Here is a 21,482-nt window from a genome sequence, read left to right as displayed (position 1 = left end):
TCATTAGTTTTTATCATCAGTAAAATTGTTATACCAGTGTGTTCCATCGCAAAACGGTTTGTTTTTTGAACCACCGCAACGGCACAGTGTGTAGTGTTCCTTTGATGCGCCTGCCAGAAATCCGGCGTCGAGTTTTATGCTCCCTTTTATACGATATGGGCCATTTTTTGAAACCGTAATGGTAGGTTCGTTAATTACAGGCAGGTTTAAGCCCGGCTTAGCAAAGTTGAAACTCAGTGCACCCGAAGGGCATTTTTTAGTTTGCTGACTGATCCTTTCGCCGCCGGCTGCGGTTTGATCAACAAAAGGTTCTTTTCCAAGTCTAAAAACTTCGGGCAGTTCATCTGTACAAAAGCCCGAATGCTGACAGATACCGCGGTTATCGCACACCGTAAAATCAGTAGCGGGATATTTATCAAGTCTGTCCGGCGTTCGTCCGGGTAGTTTGCTGCTATCAAAGCCTATGCGGGCATGGGTTCCGTCACAAAACGGTTTATTTGCCGAGCCGCCGCAACGGCACAAAGCCATTTGAGGCTCGGCAGGTAGCCGCTCCCCTTTCGAGTTCAGCAAATTGTCAACTCCCTTTACAAGGTACGGCCCGTTGGCAGAGGGATTAATTTCGGGCTCGAGTTTTGCAGGTTCGGCAAATTCAACCTTCGGAATTATTTTTTGTGCCTGCGCTGTCTTCTTTATAAAAAGCTCGGAAAGCGCCTGCAACGCGGCCGAAGCCTCTTTAACTTCGGGCGGTGAAGTTTTTTGTTCGGCCAATGCTGTAGCTTCTTTGGCAAGGTTAAAAAGTCGTTCGCAGAAAAACACCCATGCCGATTCTTTATGCGGCAACAAGGTTATGTCCCGGTTATACCCAAATCCCGGACCGGCCATTAATGCATCATTCGCCGGATCGCCGAGAGGCATTTTGGCAAGCGCCTCGCCCATTGGGCGTATCACGGTGGTCATGATCCGAAGCGTGGCCCTTGATAACATTTCCAGTTCCTCCTCGGTTTCGTCCGTATGGGCAAAAAAGCGGAGCAGCATCTGCAACATGGTATCATAACTCATGTTAAAAATATCGGCCGCACAATGCGTATCTCCATCAAGTATCAAGGTCCCTCCAGTAGCGTCGTCATAAAACCGGGTCATGGGGTTTGAGGCCATTTTTCTTACCGGGTCAAATATGGCATTGCTATTCGCGGCTTTTTCCATTTCGTTGATGAACTGATTTCTGACGGTATCAAATACCTCAAAATGACAGTCGGGGTGCTGTTGTGTTGGGGCCTCTCCCTGCTCCACAATCATTTCAATGGCCTGCAATGCCGATTCCCGGTTTACCACCGAAATCAATTTCCCGCTCAGATCAACATAGCGGGCATTTGCCTGCGCTTCCTTTGGTCCAATAAACAGCACGTCTTCTGGTATACATTTAAAACCTGATGCTACCTTGTGGTAAAACTCTCCTACAGTTGTAAAATCAATTTCATAGGGTTCCTGAAATTTAAATGCCTCGGGGCCAAAACGTGCTACAAGTTCCGGCTCGGCCTTGAACTGCCGGGGTTTCAATTCAGCGTATTCCAATTCCTGTTCTCTGACAACTTTATTACGGAGCTCATCATACTTAGCGTGTAAAACCGGTTCCAATACCCCCTCTTCGGGAAGTTCAAATATTACCAGCCGTTCAATTGTTGCAAGCGAAAAGGGTTCGAGTGTTAACTTAATACCAAAGGGAAAAGCAGATATGGGCAACGGGAAATTAGCCCGCTTAAAATTAGGCGCACCGCCTATAGCCGTAAGCATATTGTTAACCTGTGCAAGGTGCAGCATCTCTTCAACCGCCACCATGGCCAGCTTTCGTTTCCAGGTTTTAACCATGGTAAGTTGCTCTTCTGTCATTCCCCCTTCGTCAATGTTCGATTTTAGGGAATATGCCGCGTAGAGATAAACGCAGGCCAAACCATGTTCCAATTCAGCTGCCCTTGAGAGTAAATAAATAAGTTCCTCCCTGCTTTCTACGTCTTTAACTGCCGATTCACGTTGACTTGGGTTATTCATATTTTAGATGTTTTAATTAGCAAAATTATTGAAGCCACTCCTGCCAAAAGGGGACCAGATGAATACCTCCAGGTAATCCACGCATTTGTATTAACAGCGATAGCAAATGCTTTATTCGCATTTGCAAGTCAAAATCAAGAAGTTAACTTGACCAGGATATCCACAGCTTTTGAAATCTCTTCTTCGGAGAGCGAGCCAAACCCAAACCGGATCCCATTATCGTTCGGATTGCCCGGAAGTCTGAATGACATACCGATCATACAAAGCCCTGCATAAGCGGCATCGTTAATTATTTTGTTTATAGGATATTGGGGCTTAAACCTTAGCCATATGGCCATCCCGCCAAGCGGTCGGGTAAATTGGACAGCGTGCGATAATTTTTTGGTAAACAGATCACAAATAAAATCGCAACGCCGGGCGTATAGCTTATTCGACCGGTTAATGTGCCGAACCAGATCTCCGTTGATGATCATCTGCGCCAGCATAAACTCGATAAAGGTATCCCCTCTTAAATCAATCAAACGCTTTAAATCGGTTGCTTTTTTTACTATATCGGGCGCAGCTATCATATAGCCAACCCTTATTGACGGAGCAAGCAGCTTCGTAAACGACCCTATGTAAATTATTTTACCGCCATGAGGGCCGCTGGCCAACGGAAGGATGGGATTATTGGTGTAATGAAAATCGTAACCGTAATCATCCTCAATTACATAAAACCCGTACTGTTCAATCAATTGAAGTAATTGCTGTCTTCTCCTAGCCGACATTGTTATGGTAGTAGGATGATGCAGATGAGGAACTATATAAAGCATTTTTACCGGCAACTTTTTAAGGATCTGCTCCAGTTGTTCCAGGTCGGGCCCCTCATCGTCAATTCCTATTTTTGAGATGCGGGCTCCTGTGTTTTCAATGATCTCATCAGCATAACGATAATTAGGTTCTGTCACTACTACATGATCGCCTTTGGTAAGCAATACTGTAGCCGCTATATAAATAGCCATCTGTGCCCCTCGGGTAATTACCAGGTCGTCCTTCCTGATATTTAAACCCCTGGTTTCCTTTAAGAATAAAGCGGTTGCTTCTTTGAGTAGCGGAAGGCCGCCCTGATCTCTCAAACACATCAACTGTTTAATTCTCGAACTGGTGGTTTTGTCCCGGTAAACTTTACTGATCTCATTAAAGGGTGCAAGCTCCGGGTCCGGAAAGCCGTCATTGACAACAATATCCGAACTTTTGGTTGCCCGGTGCTCCGGTTGCAGCGGATTTTGTAAGGCAAGGTTTCTGGAAGTAATGCTATCGGTAGATGAAAAAGGGTTTGGCGGCTGAAACGATCGTGGCTTAATTACCGGAAGCTCCGGAGTTACCCTGTAACCTTTCCGGTCTACCGGTTCAATCCAATCCTCAGTCATTAGCTCTTCGTAGGCATTGATAATTGTTTTGCGGTTAACGGTTATAAATTCGGCCATTTGCCGTGTGCCGGGAAAGAACGTGCCGGGCGGGATCAATCCTTCCCGTATCAAACCTATCAGGCGATTGGTAATTTGCCTGTAAACAGGCAGCTGGTTTTCTTTATCGATAACAATCAGGCTGTGGTAAGGAAGCATTTTATTTTTTAATTAAAAGTTATCTGCCGCCTTTCATTAAATGTCTGAACAGACTGGCTTAAGCAGGGTAACATTACTTTTGCAACTCACATACCATAATACAATAACCTAATAATCAGAAAATTACAATAACAAACGCATTTAAATCACTCCATATTTGGTAGCCGGGCGCTGTCTTACACTATATAAAGCGGATATTTTTTAAAAAAAAGCACCCGCCATTTTCAGTATGACGAGCGCCTAAACCATAAAACAAAAAAGATGAACTACGCCTTTTTAGGCTGATTGATGTACCAATTTTCGAAGTTAATATTGAAGATTTTTGCGTCCTTGCCCGGTACCAGCATATTGTCATTCAGTTCTACTCCATAATAGCTTGCGTGTACATCAGCAACAACTTTACGCGGATCGCCATTTTTGACTAAATATTGCTGAACAAGATCTGAAAGATTGAACTTATCAGGGCCAGCTATTTCTACAATGGCATTAAGGGGTTCCATCAACGCTACTTTAGCAACCGCGGCAGCTACATCGGCAGATGCTATAGGCTGAATATGAGCCGGCGACAGGCGAACAGTATCGCCGTCTGTTGCCGCATTGGCTATCCCACTCAAAAACTCAAAAAACTGTGTGGAGTGTATAATTGAATAAGGAACACCTGAAGCTTTGATCAGATCTTCCTGCACCTGTTTTGCGCGAAAATAACCGCTATCCTGTAAACGATCTGTCCCAACAACCGATAACGCGAGGTGATGCTTAACGCCTGCCGCAATTTCGGCGGTAAGTAGGTTTTTGCCAGATGTTTTGAAAAACTCCATTACTGCGTTATCTTCAAACGAGGGGGAGTTTGCAACGTCTACAACAACGTCTGTTCCGTTCAAAGCTTCGGCAAGGCCTTCGCCTGTTATTGTATTTACACCAGTTGCCGGCGAAGCAGCTATAACTTCATGGCCAAGCTGGGTAAGTTTGCTAACTACCTGCGAACCTATAAGCCCGCTTCCGCCTATTACTACTATTTTCATGATTTGTTTTTTTAATGGCCGTTGCCGGCCGTTTTATAATTGTTAATTTAAAATTCTGCTGTTATGTGCCTGAGCCATGTTTCTATTTTGGCTGATCCGGGTTATGCTATCGGTTATGCAGAAAATGATCCTGATAAACCTCTTCATCAAACCAAACAAAAGAAAATCTCTATCTTCAATAACCGGCCGTTTGATAATGCCCGGCTCCTCAACCAATAATGCAAGTGCATTTTCACTGGTTTTTATTGACTCCCTTATTTCGGCAGCCAATTTTTTCCAGGTAAGGCTTTTTTTATTGAGAAATGTGGCATAACCTGACTTTGCATCCCAGTCTCTGAGTTTATCTGGCGACATGCTTTCCGTTTTAAAGTTCTGAAATTCAAAACCCACGTTATGAGCTTTTAGCCAGGCTAAAGCCTGTCGTGTACGTTTGCAGGTGGTTAAACCGTAAACTTTCATAAAGCTTGTTAATGGTTGATGTAGTTAATCAATGCTTACTTTGCAGCGGTTATGAATGGTAATTCTTTAGGGCCAATAAAATAAACCAGCAATTTAGCTTCCTTCGTTTTACTCATATTTTTGCTCTCGGCATGCAAGCCGTTGGGGTCTTCCCAAAATGCTTCACCTTGTTTGTAAATATGGGTTTTGCCGTTAAACGTTGAAGAGATGTTTCCCTGCAGTACATAAGCTATAGTAGGGATCGGGTGCCTGTGTGCTCCGGATACTTCGCCCGGTGCAAACTTTACAATCACCATTTTAACTTCCTGACCCTTAATTTCGGGCGTGGTGATGATCCTTTTAAAAATAACTTCGGGTTCGTACTGTGTTACATTCACATTTGCGCATTTTGGGTCTTTTTTCGCCTGGGCGCTAACGCCTAAGGCTGCACAGAACGCCAACAAGGTTAAACTTATTTTTTTCATAATAGAATAATTATACCCAAACCCGTTATTGAGTTTGCAAGGCAAAATTATGCTGAAAAAAAGGGCTTAAACTGGTCCAGGGGGCAATCTGAAGGGGGTCCAGGCTGCATTGCCCGGAAGTGGGGTACCGAAATTAATTAACCATTTGAAAGAAACAGCAACAAAGTTTCACAATAGCGAATCCTCACTGCCAGGTATTACAGCGGAGGATTTTTCGATTTTGAACTGTATAGTCATAATTACCCCCCGTTCGCTTTTTATATCAAAACTTCCCCCCAACTGTTTACTAAGGGCTTTCATCATTTCCATGCCCAGGGAGGAAGTCTCAGCCAGTTTGAAATCTGGAGGCAGGCCCCTGCCATTATCCGTAACGCTTAGGGTAACTGTATCTTGAGATGACAACCGCGCTTTAATAAAAATCTCCCCACCCTCCTGATCAAACGCGTATTTAATACTATTAGTAATGGCTTCGTTCAATATGAGGCCCATCGGCACGGCCTGTGATATATCCAGGTTTACGGCATCCAGTTCTTCCCTGAATCTAATTCTTCGCCTGTTACAATCATAACTGGTGTTCAGGTACCGTGCCAGGTCATTGATATAATCGGCCATTATAATAGTGGCAACGTTACTTTTATTATAAAGCTTTTGATGTATAATAGAAATGGCCTGTACCCTGTTGCGACTGTCCTGTATAGCCTCAATTGCATCGGTATTTTGCAGATAAGCCGATTGTGTATACAATAAGCTCATCACTATTTGCAGGTTATTCTTAACCCGGTGATGTACCTCCCGGAGCAGCCATTCTTTTTCAGTAATCAGGTCCTCTTGCCTTTTCAATAAGGCATCCTTATCGGTAAGCAGTTTTTCCTTTTCTGAAAGCAAGGCCGATAATTTATGATTTTGCCTGTCAATCTCTTCCTGTTTGGTTTGCAAACGCACATTGCTGCGCTGTTTGGCGCGATATGCAATATATATTACCACTGCAAATACTACAGAAATAAGCACTGCGGCAAGGGTAATATTTCTTTGCCGGTTAGCTTTTTCCAGCTTATCTTTTTGTACCTGGGCATTATTATTAAGTGTCTGGATGGTTTTATCTTTTTTAATCGAACTATAGTTGGCCTCTAATTCGTTAATTTGTTTAACCGTGGCGGCATTGGTGAGCGAATCCTGCATGCGCCTTATATATTGAAATTCCTTTAACGCGATATCAAAATTCCCGCCTGCTGAATCAATTTTAAATTTATAGGCAGAAATAATTATACGGGAAGGCGCTGACAATCTTTTCAAGGGAAGGCGCTGAAGAAACTTTAATTCATCCGTTAATTTGGCCCACTGTTTTGTTTGAATAAAGTGCTGGGGAAGGGCATCGTAATTTTTAACAAACTTGTCTACCGCGTAAAATAAGGGATCATCGTTAAGGGTATTATATAGATTTTCAAATACTTTCCTAAACGTTGGCACCAGGTTCTCAGCCTCTACATTCCTGCTAAGGAAATTGTACAATTGCATTTTTCTGGCAACATACCTGCTTTGCTCTTCAATGGTTTGTGTTGGAAATTTCTTCGGCGTGTTGTTTAAATAAGCAAGAGCAGTGTTATATTTTTTTATTGTTATACAACAACCAATAGCCCCGTCAACAGCAGTGTAATAATAATTTTGGTTTCTGATTTTTAAAGCCAATTCGGCCCCTTTGATAAAATAAGATAATGCTATGCTGTCCTTATTATTTTCGCGATATGACATTGCCAACGTAATATTGAAAAACGCGGCATCATAATCACTCCTGTGTATATCCGCGTCACAACTATTCATGCACTCAATCCTGGATAGCAATTCTTTTTGAAGCTGGTCTTTACGTGAGTAAACTTCGGCCAAAAGGTAATATCCGTAATATATCCTTGGAAACTTTATAGCCTTGTACTCTTGTATCACACTTAACAGCTCTTTTTCTGCCTTATCAAACCGCCCCTCGTTAAGGTCGGCATCCGCAATTTTACCAAGCGCATCAGCTATCTTAAGGCGGTCCGTTCCTTTTTTATAGAGCTCATATGCCTTTTCATAACATTTTGCACGAGTGGAGAGCAGACGCTTATCATTAAACGACAGGTTGTTTCCATACAGTGTCCAGTATTCAGCTTCCTTTAAATAGTCACCGGTTTTATGGTAATGGCCGGTTATTTGATTAAATAGTGAGTCGGCATTTTTAAAATCTTCCTGTACAATAAAAGTCAGTGCTTTTTCAAATAATGCACGGTGCAACAAATCCATCGATCCAATGGCCCGGCTTAATGTTATTGCCGAATTAAAATAGGAACGGGCCGTATCAAGGTTTTTGGGATCCCAAACAGGCTTGTCTTTAAAATATTGCCCCAATTTTATAAGCGCCGCAGCCCGGTTGGTGTCCTTTTTAGTTTCATTGAGTTCAGTTGTTAAAGTTTTGAAATCCTGGGCATAAGCTGATAGTGATACACAGCAAAATGATAACGGAATGAAACAATATCGTATCAGTGAACGGATCATGAAAATATATTATAATCGCGGCGTTTGGCCGAAACAGATGTTTAGCATTAAAAGTAGATATTTTTCATGATCGAAGCAGGCAATCCCCAAACTTATGTTTATACTTTTTGCGGAAAATAATCCTGCTTAACTATATTAAGTTTCTTCATTTTGGCATGTAACGTAGTGGGTGGTACGCCCAGCCAATCGGCAGCTCCTCCTTCGCCGGCAATTTTACCGCTGCATTTTTTTAATACAGTTATAATGTGGCTCCTTTCAACATCGATAAGCGTTTTGTTCCTAAAAACCTCCTGGTCGCTGATGTTCTTGTTTGTATCGTTCGGCAAACAGATCTGCCTTAGTACGCTATCGTCAGATAGCAGGATGCTTCTTTCAATCAGGTGTTCCAACTGCCGCACGTTTCCGGGCCAGGAATAGCTTTTAAGCTGCTGGAGTACTTTATTGGATATGAAATTGATTTTCTTACCGGTTATTTTGCTGTAACGTACCAGGAAAAAATTGGCCAGTTCGGCAATATCCTCCTGCCTGTTGCGCAGGGGAGGTAAATTTATTGGAAAAACATTGAGACGATAGTACAGATCGGCCCTGAAACGGTTGGCATCAACTTCGGCCTCCAGGTCACGATTAGTCGCCGCAATGATCCGGACATCAACCTTTATGGTTGTTTTCCCCCCTACCCTTTCAAATTCGCGCTCCTGGATAACGCGCAATAACTTCACTTGCAACTCCAGCGGAAGCTCCCCAATTTCGTCGAGGAAAATGGTACCCTGATGGGCCAGTTCAAATTTACCTATCCTACGGTCTGAAGCTCCGGTAAATGATCCTCTCTCGTGCCCAAAAAGTTCACTTTCGATAAGATTTGCCGGAAGCGCCGCGCAATTTACCGTAACCATTGGCCTGTTTTTCCTTGGTGATGACTGGTGTATCCCCCGGGCTATAACTTCCTTACCTGTACCAGTTTCGCCAAGCAGCAAAACCGTCGAATTGCTTGGTGCTACTATAGTCATCAGCCGATAAACTTTTTGCATCTCGGTACAATTACCAATAATGCCCGGGTATTGATTGCTGAAAACAGATTTCCGGGCCGGACTTTCTTTATCTGTATTTATGGCTGGGCCAATCGGTGTACCTTGAGGTAAGCCATAATGTAAATTCAGGCTCTGCATTTCGGGGTTGGGTGTTATTTTTTCAGTGACCATTTCAAATTTGTTAGGGAGATTTTCACTTTAAACGCTTCGAATTTTATGCCACTGCTGTAATGGTGAAAAAAAGGGCGTTTTGGTCATTTACCCGACGATATTTCGGCGGTTTCGTTTTTTTAAATTTTATTTCGTCGGCATGCGTCGCGGGTTCGGGACACATCACTACGGCTAACACTGGTAAAAATAACCTATACCCCGGAAATGCGTTGGTTTTCAGAATACATTTGGCAGATTATTTAAATAGGCGGAAATTGCATAGCGTTAATTAGCGTACGGCACGCATATTGGTTCAAATTTTTATAACCGAAAGATTATTTAACTGAATTTTCGGTGGTTAATGAGTTTTGACGGGAAGCCTGGCACGCTGAAACAGCCTTATTTTTGTATAGTATGTCGATAAAGAAAATACTGATAGTAGAAGACGAATCTCTTGTTGGTCATCATTTAAAACTGATTTTAATATCGGCCGGATATAAAGTTACCGGCATATCAGAATCAGTTAACGAAGCCTTAAGTTCTATCGACGAACAAAGACCCGATTTGGTGTTGCTTGATATTCATCTTAAAGGTGCACTAAACGGTATTGACCTTGCCAGGAAACTTACCGAAAGGAACATGGCTTTTGTATATCTCACTGCCAATTTTCAGGGTACTTTACTGGAAGAAGCTAAATCGACAATGCCTTTCGGCTTTATAGTTAAGCCATTTCGCGAGGACGACCTTCTTACAACGCTCGATGTTGCCTTTTACAGGCATCAAAACAGTATCGAAAGCAGTCGCCAGCAAGAAATGGAACTGAATCAGAAGCTGAAGGAGATCCGCAATTATGATGGCGATAAGATGCAAAAACTGCTTCGTGTTGTCTACAACCTGCAGGCACATATCCCGTTTGATTACCTGAATTTTATACTCAAAAACACAAAAGACGGAACCGTAACCAGCATTAGTTTTTTAAGGATAGGTTTTGATGAATACCAGGTGCTGGGAGAACAGGAATTAATGAACATAACCGGTACCGATAATGCCACATTGAAAAACATTTACACTTCATTGTCTGCAGTAAATAAAGCCAAATACTTTGATGATGAAGAACTTGATCACCTATGCAATCAAAATCCGCTGAGCAAAATAATTGCCGATACCTATGATTTTGAGTCAGCACTATTTTTCCCGGTTTTACGAAACAGTTCAGCATTGATAAGGTATGAGTTTTACAGCCGAAGAGGCAATACTTATTGCCAGCAGCATATCGCGCTATTAAGCCGTTTGCTCAACGCTTTGAGCAGTGTACTTGAAAGTGACAGGCAAAGCGCCATCTTAAATAACCTGCCCTTAGCCAATGCCCCCGAGCCGGTAATGCCCAAAGAACGTACCCGCGATTTTGACGGAATTATAGGGCAAAGCCGCCCCATGTTAACTGTACTGGATCATATCACTACGGTATCGCCGCTGGACACTTCCGTACTTATCCTTGGCGAAAGCGGCACAGGTAAAGAAAGAGTGGCTAAAAGCATCCATACGCTATCGGGCAGGTCGGGCAAACCGCTGGTGGTGGTAAATTGTGCTTCTCTCCCGGCAAATCTTATCGAAAGTGAGCTTTTCGGACATGAGAAGGGGGCTTTTACAGGGGCACTTGAAAAACGAACTGGTAAATTTGAAATGGCCGATGGCGGTACCATTTTTCTGGACGAGATAGGCGAGTTGCCGATAGATCTGCAGGTGAAGCTGCTTCGTGTGTTACAGGAGCAGGAAATAGAGCGCCTGGGCGGCAAAGGCCCTATAAAAATAGATGTCAGGATCATAGCTGCTACCAACCGCGACCTTGAAAAGGAGATGGAAGAAGGGCGGTTTAGGCTGGATCTATATTACCGGCTTTTTGTATTCCCGATTGTTATCCCTTCCTTAAGGGAAAGAATTGACGATATACCAGCGCTCACCGATCACTTTATTTCATATTTTTCAAGAAAATATAAAAAGCCGATCAACGGAATATCCCCTGAAGCCATGGCCCGAATGCTTGATTACGGCTGGCCGGGAAATGTGAGGGAGCTGGAGCATTTTATTGAAAGAACGATATTGTTATCAAAGACTTTAATCATAGAAGAAGTTTCACTGCCTAAACACCCGGCTGATAAAACAAATGCTGAACTGCAAACAGGCACAAGAATGAAAACCATTGATGAGAATGAAAGGGATTATATTATCACCGTGCTAAAAAACTGCAACGGCCGAATAAGGGGCGCCGGGGGCGCTGCCGCCGTAATGGGATTACCTCCAACCACCCTTCATTCAAAAATGAAAAGACTGGGCATTAAGTAAGCCAGGGTGCTAATATTATTACAACAGCTATTACAATTTACATCAGCCCCGCTCCCATGCCGACTATATATCGGACGATAGTTCAACGCCCGTCCGATATATCGCTTCTTTTACGCCTTAAAAAAAGTCAAATATTTGTTTTTCAAACACTTGACTAACTGGCACAATCTTTCGTTGTCGGTATTTGATTTTAAGAGAAGAGATTCTGAAAATGGCAATCATCATCGGCAAAGCCGCTTCAGTTTTTATCCTCTTTTGAATCATAACGAAAACCAATTTAGTTAAATCCCATATCACGACGATGAAAAAGCTTACCATTTGCGTTTTTTTGATAAGCTATGCTTTCATCGCTGATGGTCAAAATATAGGTGAGCTTCTTCAAAAACTTCAAAATACCCAAAATGATACCAATCGTATCAATGTGCAACTTCAATTAGGCCGGTATTACTTAAATAAACCAGGAGAGCTTCCCAAAGATCTGGATAGCTCCTCATATTACTTAACACAGGCCGAAACACTCAGTAAAACTATTCTTGCTGCAGGCCATCTGTATCGTACGCTTTTTAGCAAAGGAGAACTTGATATAGAACAGAACAATTGGAGCGCGGCAACCCAGGTTTTTACCCAGGTAGCTAACTATTACCAGGCACGCCACGAACCGTTAAAGGAAGCAAACGTTTGGCATTATTATGCCGGCCGTATGCCTGTATCAGATAAGGCTGAGGTTGCCCGTAAATTAAATGTCCATAATAAGGCCTACGAAATTTATTTAAAAAATGGCTTCAAACTTCAAGCTGCTGATGAGCAATTTCGGATTGCATTTACATACCAAAATGCTGATCAATTTGATAAGGCCGAACAAGGTTTTATATCTGTAGTTAAGCAATACCAGCTTTTAAAAAGCCCACAGATTGCATTAGCTTATTATAGACTGGCGGATAACTATTATCGAAAGGGCGATATGCCGAAGGAGTTACTTGCCCGTATTAATTGCGTAAATGCCTATGAAGCCGCCCCCAAACATGATCTTAACTGGGGACAATATTATTACTTTACACTGGGAGTAGCCTATTACAACAAACGTCAGTTTGAACAGGCGTTGATTTACCACCAAAAATGTGTTGATATTGCAGCTAAACTGAATGACAAGGAAATGTACAACCTGGGCGTTCACGAGATACTTACCTGTTATATCAATCTAAAAAAGTATTCAACGGCTTTCGCATATCTAAAAAAAACGTCCCGGAGGTATCCTCAAAAAACTGTCGTTCAGGAAGGTATGTTTCTCTCGGCCGAGTTGAAACTATATAATCACATGAACAACAGCAACGGTGCCGAAAAAATGATTCCGAGGTTTAAAAAAGTATTCCAGCAGGTTTATAAAGCTGTCCCCGAGCAAACAAAAAGAAACTATTACGCCATGGATAATTTTATTGCTGCGTACGATCCACTACCTAAGCATTATCTGCTTACCAAACAGTGGGCAAAGCTGAATGATGAGTTGAAGATGCTTGAAGCACTGCCTACCGGTAAAATGTCGGTGCTTTCAAGAATGACCATCTATCAACACAGATTCAAAGTTGATTCGGCCAAAGGCGATTTTCTGGAGGCATTAAAAGGCTTTCAGCGACTTAAAATTATCAAAGATTCCCTTAACAATGTTGCAACAGGCAAGCAAATCAATGAGCTTGAAACGAAATATTTGTCAGTGCAAAAAGATAAGAAGATCCAGGAATTAAATAATCAGTCAACTATACAAAAAAGCAACCTCGAGAAAATTCATCAGCAACGAAACATCACTTTTGCCGGTGTATTGATAGGTTTTATATTAGCAGGAGTATTATACTTCGCTTATCGAAGCAAACAGCGCGGCAACTTCAAGCTAAAAATTAAGCAAGAGGAAATCAATGCCCAGAATAATTCTCTTTTCTCCCTGCTGAACGAAAAAGAAAAGCTACTTCAGGATAAGGATAACCTGTTAAGTCGCCAGCAAGATTTAATTACTGAAAAAGAATGGTTACTCCGGGAGGTTCATCACCGGGTTAAAAATAACCTGCAAATTGTAATGAGTTTACTGTACACGCAATCCGCCTATCTGCAAAGTACCGATGCCCGGGATGCCATAAGGGATAGCCAAAACCGGGTACAGGCCATATCAATTATCCACCAAAAACTTTATAGTAAAACTAATGTAGCCACCATTGTTATGGCCGATTATATTACTGATTTGGTTAGGTATCTATACACCTGCTATGACTGCGGGCACCGGAAAATTAGGTTTAAAGAGAATTTGGACCAGGGCAATCTTGATATATCGCAGGCTGTGCCTATGGGGTTGATATTAAATGAAGCCATTACCAATAGTATTAAATATGCGTTTGGAACCGACGGAGGAGAAATACTTATTGACGCGAAACTATCGGCGCCCGAAATCATTACATTGCGTATAGCCGACAGCGGAAGAGGGCTGCCTCCCGATTTCAATATAGCCGAGACATCATCACTGGGGATGGAGATGATGAAGGCACTTAGCAAACAATTGGGAGGTAACTTTGAGATTAAAAGCGGATTTGGGGTAACAGTACTGGTCATATTTAAAGTTGAAAACCAAATGAGGTTTGATAAAACTTCAGATCGCCCGCAGGACGCCGGGTGAACGCAGTTTTCCAGTCTTTTAGAGTACTTTTTAGTGAATATCTAATATCATAAATTAACTGTATTTCAACTCATTATATAGTTTGAGCGACCCGAATATAAAAACGGATAGGTGTTCCATAGCGTGTGTTCGCAAAGGTCGGAATAGAATAAAAACCCTATAAATCAGCAACTTGATCAAAACACGAAAAAGATCATCGATTACTTCATATACCCTCCGTGGTAGAAAATCAACCACAGAGGGTACTAAACAGAATTCAGCCTCAACCACAATTCGGTATATTCGTTGAGTCTATATAAACATTTCCAATTGGTGCCCATCTGGTATTTTAATCGGCCTTTTGGCAGGCTGTTTTGTATGATCAGGCTCTTACCAATAGAATCAGTATACTCATTGCCAATCCATCTGGAAGTGAATACGTCTTTGGTTTAGGACTTGCTATTATCCTTTTGGGAGGGCTGGTTTGTTTTGTCCTCCACAGGAAATGCAAAAAACAAACATCAGGAACAAAGCATATACGTGACGTGTGTGTATTTCATAATTTATTTACTTGTACTCAGCAACCACCTTTGCGAGGGGCATGCTTATAAATTATTTTACTATCTCGTTCTACATATTCGCCCGATACTATTGGATAGGCATACTTGGGCGCGTACGATACACTATGGCTTTTTATGATTATTTTGTCGTTAATCTTCAGGCTATTTAGCTGCTGAAGCTCATTGTCAAACCTAAGAATATAATCGTTACCATTAATCCTGGCCATCACTCCGAAACCTAATAATGAGCCTGGCGGAAGAGAAAGAGAGGTTACAACAGCCTCCATATTGGTATAATCCTTAATGTGCTCCCTTATTTTAGCAGCACCGGCATATACTTTTTTACCTGCGGGAGACGCTTCCCATTTTTTATACTTTATACCATCAGGGCTCGCCTCCCATTTTTTTAATGCAGCTTTCCTTTCAGCAGCAGAGAAAGGCTTTAGGGTTGAATTTTTAGAAGTTTGATTTTTAATTTCACAATTTGCAAATACTAATCCGCTTACCACAACCAGCGGTAAGATCAGCGCATAAATAACTTTTTTCATATTTTCTGCAGGTTTAATTAAAATAGATATGTCTTTTAAATAAATGGGGCCGTTTAAGGCATTCTTTTTATTTTTCATGCCCTTTTAAAGTTTGGTGCAACAAAATTACTTTGATGTCCTTCAACACAAGGAATTTGGATTGTAAATAAAAATGTAAACTTTGTAAATAAACCGTAAATAGTATGTTTGATAGCTGAAATCTACTGATTGGGAACGCAAGCAGAGCAGGGATGATAACTAAACAGCATTAGTTTTGTATATCTTATTTAGTGCTACTGGCGGCAAAACCTCCGATATAAGTACATCGACCGAGAGTTGCTGAAATAGGATCAATTATGATTTTTATTCCCACACAACTTTCCTGCTTGATCCGGGATCCTGACCCGCATGTGTAAGACGAAAAAACCCGCTCTACATACGTAAAAAGCGGGTTTTGTACTCTGTGCGCCCACCTGGGCTCGAACCAGGGACCAAAAGATTATGAGTCTTCTACTCTAACCGACTGAGCTATAGGCGCGGTTATTTTGTTTTTGTTTGCGGGTGCAATTTTACATATTTGCGGCCATATCTCAAACTCTTTTTATGGAAAATATTAAAAATATCATCTTCGATTACGGTAATGTTATTTTCAGCATTGATTTTCACCGGGTTCAACAATCATGGAATCAATTAGGTATCAGCAATCCTGAAACGTTTTTCGGCCACAAAACCCAGGATGAAATTTTTGATAAATTTGATCGTGGTGAAGTTACTGCAGCACAATTCAGGGATTACGTAAGAGAAAAAACCAACGACTCCTCCCTTACCAATGATCAGATTGATGCGGCATGGAACAGTATCCTGGTCGGAATTGCCGAAGGGAATCACGAATTACTATTAAAGCTGAAAGATAAGTACCGTACCTTTTTGCTCAGTAATATCAACGCCATTCATTATGAATATATCATGAACTATCTTAAAACCGATTTCGGTTTTGAAGGTAACGATCACCTGTTCGAAAAAACATATTACTCGCACCTTACAGGCAAACGCAAACCCGAACCTTCCATTTTTGAGCAGGTACTTAAGGAAAACAATTTAAAACCCGAAGAAACCTTATTTATTGATGATAGCCCGCAGCATTTGGAAGCTGCTAAAAAACTGGGCATCCAAACCTTTTTAATGACCGCCCCCGATACTATACAGGCCTTTGCCGAAAGAGAGCATTTAATTTAATAAATGCTCTCTTTCCATATCTCAATACATTAAGCGCTTCGGCGCTTTCTTTCTTTTGTAATTAAGCTTAACTCGCGGCTCATTTGCCCGGCTATAGCCGTATTCTCCTGCGCACGGCGAAATAAATATGGCAGTACAGCCTTTACCGGTCCATAAGGTACATATTTGGCTACATTATAATCGGCATGGGCCAGGTTAAAACTCAGGTTATCGCTCATACCAAGCAATTGCGAAAAATAAACATGCGGATGTTTATGATCAATGCCTTTGTTATCCAGTAGTTCGGCCAGCAGGCGGCAGCTTTCTTCGTTATGTGTACCTGCAATAAAAGCTATTTCATTGATATGACTGGTGCAATAATCAAGCGCCGAATCATAATCAAGGTCAGCAGATTTTTTATCGGGCTGAATTGGAGAAGGATAGCCCTTTTCTCCGGCACGTTTGCGCTCTTTTTCCATGTAAGCACCGCGTACTATTTTTGCCCCCAGTATAAAGCCTTCACTTTGAGCAATGGCATGATCGTTTAACATCGAAGCCAGTTTATCATGCCTGTACATTTGATAGGTATTATATACTATCGGCTTTTGCTTGTTAAACTGTGTCATCATGGTAAGCGCTAAAAGATCAATGGTATCCTGGATCCAGCTTTCTTCGGCATCTATCATTACAGGCACGTTATTTTTAAAAGCTCTATCGCAGATAGCCAGTACACGGTTTTGTACCCTTCTCCACTCCTCCTCTTCGGTCTCATTTAATTTAAGACGGGCATCAAGTTTTTCAAGCAGGCCAAAGCGGCCTACACCAGTTACTTTAAATACGGTAAGGGGAACGGCTTTGTCTTTGGCAGCGCGGTCAATGGTACGAATGATCTCATCACGGGTATTATCAAATACGGTTTCTTCTTCCTCCCCCTCTACCGAATAATCCAGAATAGTACCTACCCTGCCGCTGTAAAGGTTTTTGATGGTATAATCACATTCGGCGATGGTTTCACCGCCGCAAAAGTGTTTAAATATGGTAGCTTTGATAATACTCTTTATCGGCAAACCAATTTTCATGGCAAAATTGGTAACCGGTGGGCCTATTTTTACTAAAAAGTTAATATTGATCATCCTGAACAGCCAGTAGGCCCGGTTCAGATCGGTATTGGATGAATGGCGAAAAGCTATTTCTGTATTTTCGAACGAGGGCGTATTTCGTCCTTGGTTATTGTTAGTTTCAAAAGAGGTCATCTGCAAAATTATAAAATGATAACTCATAATTGCATGAATAGTTTATTTTTGCCATCCCATGATCGAATTTAAGTTAGAAGGGGACTTTATCCCAATGATCCAGCTACTCAAGGCTGCGAACTTAGTGCAAACCGGCGGCGAGGCGCAAATAGTTGTAACTGAAGGCCTCGTGAAGTATAACGGCACGGTTGACTACCGAAAACGCCTCAAAGTAAAAAGAGGTGATACGGTTGAGTTCGATGGAAATAAAATTATAGTAATATAATAATGAACACTATTCAAAGCGATAATTACGCGGTTTATTTTAATAATAGCCTTAATGAGTTAGTTGATTTTATTAAAAAAGGCAACTACTCCAAATTTTTTATTTTAACCGACGAAAATACAGGCGAACATTGCCTGCCGTTACTTACCAGCAAACTTACAGACTTTAATAATTACGACCTGATCGAAATTTCATCAGGCGAGGAAAGCAAAAACATTGATTTTTGTGTGGGCGTTTGGAAAATGCTGATTGATTTTGGCGCCGATCGTAAAAGCCTCATGATCAACTTAGGTGGCGGTGTTATTACTGATATGGGGGGCTTCGCTGCATCTACTTATAAAAGAGGGATAGATTTTGTGCAGGTGCCCACTACCCTGCTCTCGCAGGTTGATGCATCTGTTGGCGGCAAAACAGGTATCGATGTTGATGGTATCAAAAACATCATCGGTACATTCACCATGCCTAAAGCTGTGTTTATAGCACATGAATTTTTACAAAGCCTTCCGCCGCGCCAAATCCTTTCCGGCTTGGCCGAAATGCTTAAACATGGTTTAATTGTTGATGCCAATTATTGGAATCAACTTAAAAACAGCGACCTTAAAAACCCTTCAGTTGAGCTTGTCCATCGTTCTGTAGAAATCAAGAATGAAATCACCATCGAGGACCCGCACGAGAAAGGCATCCGTAAGGCCCTTAACTTTGGCCATACTATCGGGCATGCGGTTGAAACCTACTCTTTATTGCATGATGAAGATAGCCTTTCACATGGGGAAGCCGTAGCTATCGGCATGATCTGCGAATCATACCTCGCCCACAAAAAAACGGGATTGCCTTCAGAAGAACTTCATGAAATTGTAAAGGTATTGACCGATCTTTATCCCAGGTATATCATCAACGAAGACAGCTTCGACGAACTGCTGTTGAACATGAAAAAGGACAAAAAGAACGTTGGTGATGAAATTAATTGCACCTTATTAACACATATAGGTGAGTTTAGTATTGATAATGTGTGCACTGCCCACGAACTTTGTGAAAGTTTAAGATATTACATTAACTTGTAACATGCTTCAGCATTTAGATCCGCGAAATAAGGCTGCCCTGGTTTTGATGGGCTTGCTTGTTGTTTTAACGCTTGTTGAAATGGCCCTGAGCTATTGGGAAGACCGCAAGTATTATGAAACCCGCGATACACTGACCAATATTTACCTTACTTCCCTCGCTGTTGTAATCAACCTTTGCGTTAAGTTTTTTACCTTTTTTATTTTAGATTATACATACCTGCATTTTAGGTTATTCCAAATCCATAATATATTTCTGTATTGGTTTATCCTTGTCGTAGTTCAGGATTTCTTATATTGGATTTTGCATTATACAGGACATTACTGCCGCCTGTTTTGGGCCATGCACGTTACCCATCACTCGTCCGAGCATTTTAACTTCACCACGGGCTTTCGGTCAACCGTATTTGAACCACTTTACCGGGTATTCTTTTATCTGCCGCTGGCTTTAATGGGTTTTACTGCTTTAGATATCCTGTACGCATATCTTATTACCCAGCTTTACGGTAACCTGGTACATACGCAATACAAAATCCCGTTGCCAAAATGGTATGGTTGGATTTTCGTAACGCCCGCGCATCACCGCGTTCACCATGCTTCAAATATCCCTTATCTTGATAAAAACATGGGAATGGTGCTTATCATCTGGGACAGGCTATTCGGCACTTTCCGTGATGAAGATTTGCCCGAGCCTGTTAAATATGGTATCACCAAGCAGCCCGAAGATATGGGACCTGTGAACGTGCTTTTTCATGAGTGGAAGGCCCTGTTGCACGACGTAAAAAATGCACCCGATCTTAAATCAAAAATAGGCTATTTTATGCACCCTCCGGGTTGGAGCCATGATGGAAGCACCCAGACAGCACGTGTATTGCAACGGGAATATAGGGAAATGGAAGAGGCGCATAAAAAACACGAAACTGCCGCTTAGCAATATCATTTGGGGCGCGGCTTTCAAACATACCTAAAACAACAACACAATTAATATCTAAACTCGGGCACAACAGTTACAAAAAGGCAAATGTTCTGATGAGCAAACCTGTAACTTTGATGAAACTATCCGGAAAAATTGGGCATTAAGATAACTTACATCCGGAAAACAACGTTTGGTGAATTAAAAACCAACTTCCACCAAATTTAATTTTGTTGACTATTCTTTTTTTACAAAAAATAAAATTTTCTATTGACAAACTCTTTTTTTACCGTACATTTACGTCGTAATAAAAAAACAACAAATGAAATTAACAGGTGCATACTTCTTTGGCTACTACTTTTACTTTACCAGTGAGAGCCGGGACTAATATGTACAAAACAAACATATAAAGAAACTAAAAAGTCCCGGCCTACAAGCCGGGACTTTTTGCTTTAAGCAGGTTTATGAAAATAGAAAAACCAAAAGTCGCGATTCAGGGTATCCGCGCCTCTTTTCACGAAGAAGCTGCATTGAAATACTTCGGCGAAAACACCGAGACCATTGAATGCAACTCTTTCAAGCAAACATTTGAAAGTTTAAAGAACCGTGAGGCCGATTATGTTGTAATGGCTATCGAAAACAGTATTGCCGGCAGCATCCTGCCAAACTATACCTTGCTGCTTGATTATGGCTTCCCCGTAGTTGGTGAAATTTACCTGCCCATCCAACTGCACCTGATGGCTTTACCCGGAGTAAAATTCGAGGACATTAAATATGTAACCTCCCACCCCATTGCCTTACGCCAGTGTGTTGATTTTTTTGACGAATATCCGCACCTTAAAATTGTGGAAAGCAGCGATACTGCTGCCTGTGCTAAACGCATCAGGGACGAACAGCTAACAGATACGGTTGCTATTGCAAACTCTTTAGCCGCTAAACTTTACGGCCTGGATGTTTTGGAGCGTCGCATCGAATCGAACAAAAGAAACTTTACCCGTTTTCTGATCCTTACCCATCATGATAATATCGAGAAGAAACCGGCTAACAAAGCTTCGTTATGTTTCCAGGTAAGTAACAAAGTTGGTGCATTGGCTAAAGTGCTTAATATTTTTGCCGAAGAAGGCGTAAATATGAGCAAAATTCAGTCGATGCCGATTTTGGGCAAGCGCAACGAGTACAATTTTTATGTAGATATAGAATGGGAGGAGCAAAAACAATATGACGCTTCTATAAGGCAGATTCTTAAGTACACCCATAACTTCAACATCCTTGGCGAGTATGAAAGGCACGATGATGAGCATACGGTAAGCCCAAAACCTAACCGGGCCCAACGGAGCATCCGAAAGTATATCAATATCAGGCGTAACGTATAAGCTAAAGTTAATACACAAACAGAAACCAAAAAAACTAACAT

16 protein-coding genes and 1 tRNA gene are annotated in these 21,482 nt (G+C 41.7%); 7 read left to right on the top strand and 10 right to left on the bottom strand.

Features of this window, described 5'->3' with window-relative positions:
- Positions 1 to 3: 3 nt before the first annotated feature.
- From SNE26_RS07905 to SNE26_RS07875, 7 genes are all read right to left on the bottom strand, one after another.
- Positions 4 to 2,046 carry a ferritin-like domain-containing protein gene (locus tag SNE26_RS07905; RefSeq protein ID WP_321558815.1) on the bottom strand — a complete coding sequence of 681 codons (2,043 nt, stop codon included), beginning with the start codon at positions 2,044 to 2,046 and terminating at the stop codon, positions 4 to 6.
- 134 nt (positions 2,047 to 2,180) lie between these two features.
- The gene (locus SNE26_RS07900) at positions 2,181 to 3,650 is read right to left on the bottom strand and encodes a PLP-dependent aminotransferase family protein (protein ID WP_321558814.1); all 1,470 of its coding nucleotides are present in this window, start codon (positions 3,648 to 3,650) and stop codon (positions 2,181 to 2,183) included.
- Positions 3,651 to 3,916: 266 nt separating this feature from the next.
- Positions 3,917 to 4,672 carry an SDR family oxidoreductase gene (locus SNE26_RS07895; protein ID WP_321558813.1) on the bottom strand — a complete coding sequence of 252 codons (756 nt, stop codon included), beginning with the start codon at positions 4,670 to 4,672 and terminating at the stop codon, positions 3,917 to 3,919.
- Positions 4,673 to 4,714: 42 nt separating this feature from the next.
- Positions 4,715 to 5,131 (bottom strand): ArsC/Spx/MgsR family protein, encoded by a 417-nt coding sequence (locus SNE26_RS07890; protein WP_321558812.1) that lies wholly within the window; start codon positions 5,129 to 5,131, stop codon positions 4,715 to 4,717.
- Between the two features lie 35 nt (positions 5,132 to 5,166).
- Complete coding sequence (locus SNE26_RS07885; protein WP_321558811.1) at positions 5,167 to 5,595, bottom strand: cupin domain-containing protein; 429 nt, start codon at positions 5,593 to 5,595, stop codon at positions 5,167 to 5,169.
- Between the two features lie 168 nt (positions 5,596 to 5,763).
- On the bottom strand, positions 5,764 to 8,121 hold the full coding sequence (locus SNE26_RS07880; RefSeq protein WP_321558810.1) for a histidine kinase dimerization/phosphoacceptor domain -containing protein: 2,358 nt from the start codon (positions 8,119 to 8,121) through the stop codon (positions 5,764 to 5,766).
- 98 nt (positions 8,122 to 8,219) lie between these two features.
- Positions 8,220 to 9,320 (bottom strand): sigma-54 dependent transcriptional regulator, encoded by a 1,101-nt coding sequence (locus SNE26_RS07875; RefSeq protein WP_321558809.1) that lies wholly within the window; start codon positions 9,318 to 9,320, stop codon positions 8,220 to 8,222.
- Between the two features lie 393 nt (positions 9,321 to 9,713).
- Between SNE26_RS07875 and SNE26_RS07870 the strand changes: the two genes are divergently transcribed.
- Together SNE26_RS07870 and SNE26_RS07865 are read left to right on the top strand one after the other, a co-directional pair.
- Positions 9,714 to 11,642, top strand: coding sequence for a sigma 54-interacting transcriptional regulator (locus SNE26_RS07870; protein ID WP_321558808.1), 1,929 nt, complete (start codon positions 9,714 to 9,716; stop codon positions 11,640 to 11,642).
- Positions 11,643 to 11,943: 301 nt separating this feature from the next.
- Positions 11,944 to 14,298: a histidine kinase dimerization/phosphoacceptor domain -containing protein gene (locus SNE26_RS07865; RefSeq protein ID WP_321558807.1), complete on the top strand. Its 2,355-nt coding sequence runs from the start codon at positions 11,944 to 11,946 to the stop codon at positions 14,296 to 14,298.
- 556 nt (positions 14,299 to 14,854) lie between these two features.
- On the opposite strand, the gene SNE26_RS07860 is transcribed toward SNE26_RS07865, so the two are convergent.
- A complete protein-coding gene (locus SNE26_RS07860; RefSeq protein WP_321558806.1) occupies positions 14,855 to 15,385 on the bottom strand; it encodes a hypothetical protein in 531 nt (176 codons plus the stop codon).
- A 443-nt stretch (positions 15,386 to 15,828) separates the two neighbouring features.
- Positions 15,829 to 15,902: transfer RNA gene (locus SNE26_RS07855), tRNA-Ile, on the bottom strand.
- Between the two features lie 65 nt (positions 15,903 to 15,967).
- Here SNE26_RS07855 and SNE26_RS07850 point away from each other — a divergent pair.
- Positions 15,968 to 16,600, top strand: coding sequence for an HAD family phosphatase (locus tag SNE26_RS07850; RefSeq protein ID WP_321558805.1), 633 nt, complete (start codon positions 15,968 to 15,970; stop codon positions 16,598 to 16,600).
- A gap of 29 nt (positions 16,601 to 16,629) precedes the next feature.
- On the opposite strand, the gene SNE26_RS07845 is transcribed toward SNE26_RS07850, so the two are convergent.
- A complete protein-coding gene (locus SNE26_RS07845; protein ID WP_321558804.1) occupies positions 16,630 to 17,832 on the bottom strand; it encodes a proline dehydrogenase family protein in 1,203 nt (400 codons plus the stop codon).
- Positions 17,833 to 17,890: 58 nt separating this feature from the next.
- Between SNE26_RS07845 and SNE26_RS07840 the strand changes: the two genes are divergently transcribed.
- From SNE26_RS07840 to SNE26_RS07825, 4 genes are all read left to right on the top strand, one after another.
- Positions 17,891 to 18,097 (top strand): RNA-binding S4 domain-containing protein, encoded by a 207-nt coding sequence (locus SNE26_RS07840; protein ID WP_112566398.1) that lies wholly within the window; start codon positions 17,891 to 17,893, stop codon positions 18,095 to 18,097.
- A 2-nt stretch (positions 18,098 to 18,099) separates the two neighbouring features.
- Positions 18,100 to 19,158, top strand: a complete 1,059-nt coding sequence (gene aroB / locus SNE26_RS07835; protein WP_321558803.1) for a 3-dehydroquinate synthase — start codon at positions 18,100 to 18,102, stop codon at positions 19,156 to 19,158.
- 1 nt (position 19,159) lies between these two features.
- Positions 19,160 to 20,086 (top strand): sterol desaturase family protein, encoded by a 927-nt coding sequence (locus SNE26_RS07830; RefSeq protein ID WP_321558802.1) that lies wholly within the window; start codon positions 19,160 to 19,162, stop codon positions 20,084 to 20,086.
- Between the two features lie 446 nt (positions 20,087 to 20,532).
- Positions 20,533 to 21,441, top strand: coding sequence for a prephenate dehydratase (locus SNE26_RS07825; protein ID WP_321558801.1), 909 nt, complete (start codon positions 20,533 to 20,535; stop codon positions 21,439 to 21,441).
- Positions 21,442 to 21,482: the final 41 nt, after the last annotated feature.

Source organism: Mucilaginibacter sp. cycad4 (genome assembly GCF_034263275.1).
In the GTDB taxonomy this organism is placed as follows: Bacteria; Bacteroidota; Bacteroidia; order Sphingobacteriales; family Sphingobacteriaceae; genus Mucilaginibacter.
Note: the sequence above shows the minus strand (reverse complement) of the source record. Positions and strands in the feature narration are given on the sequence as shown.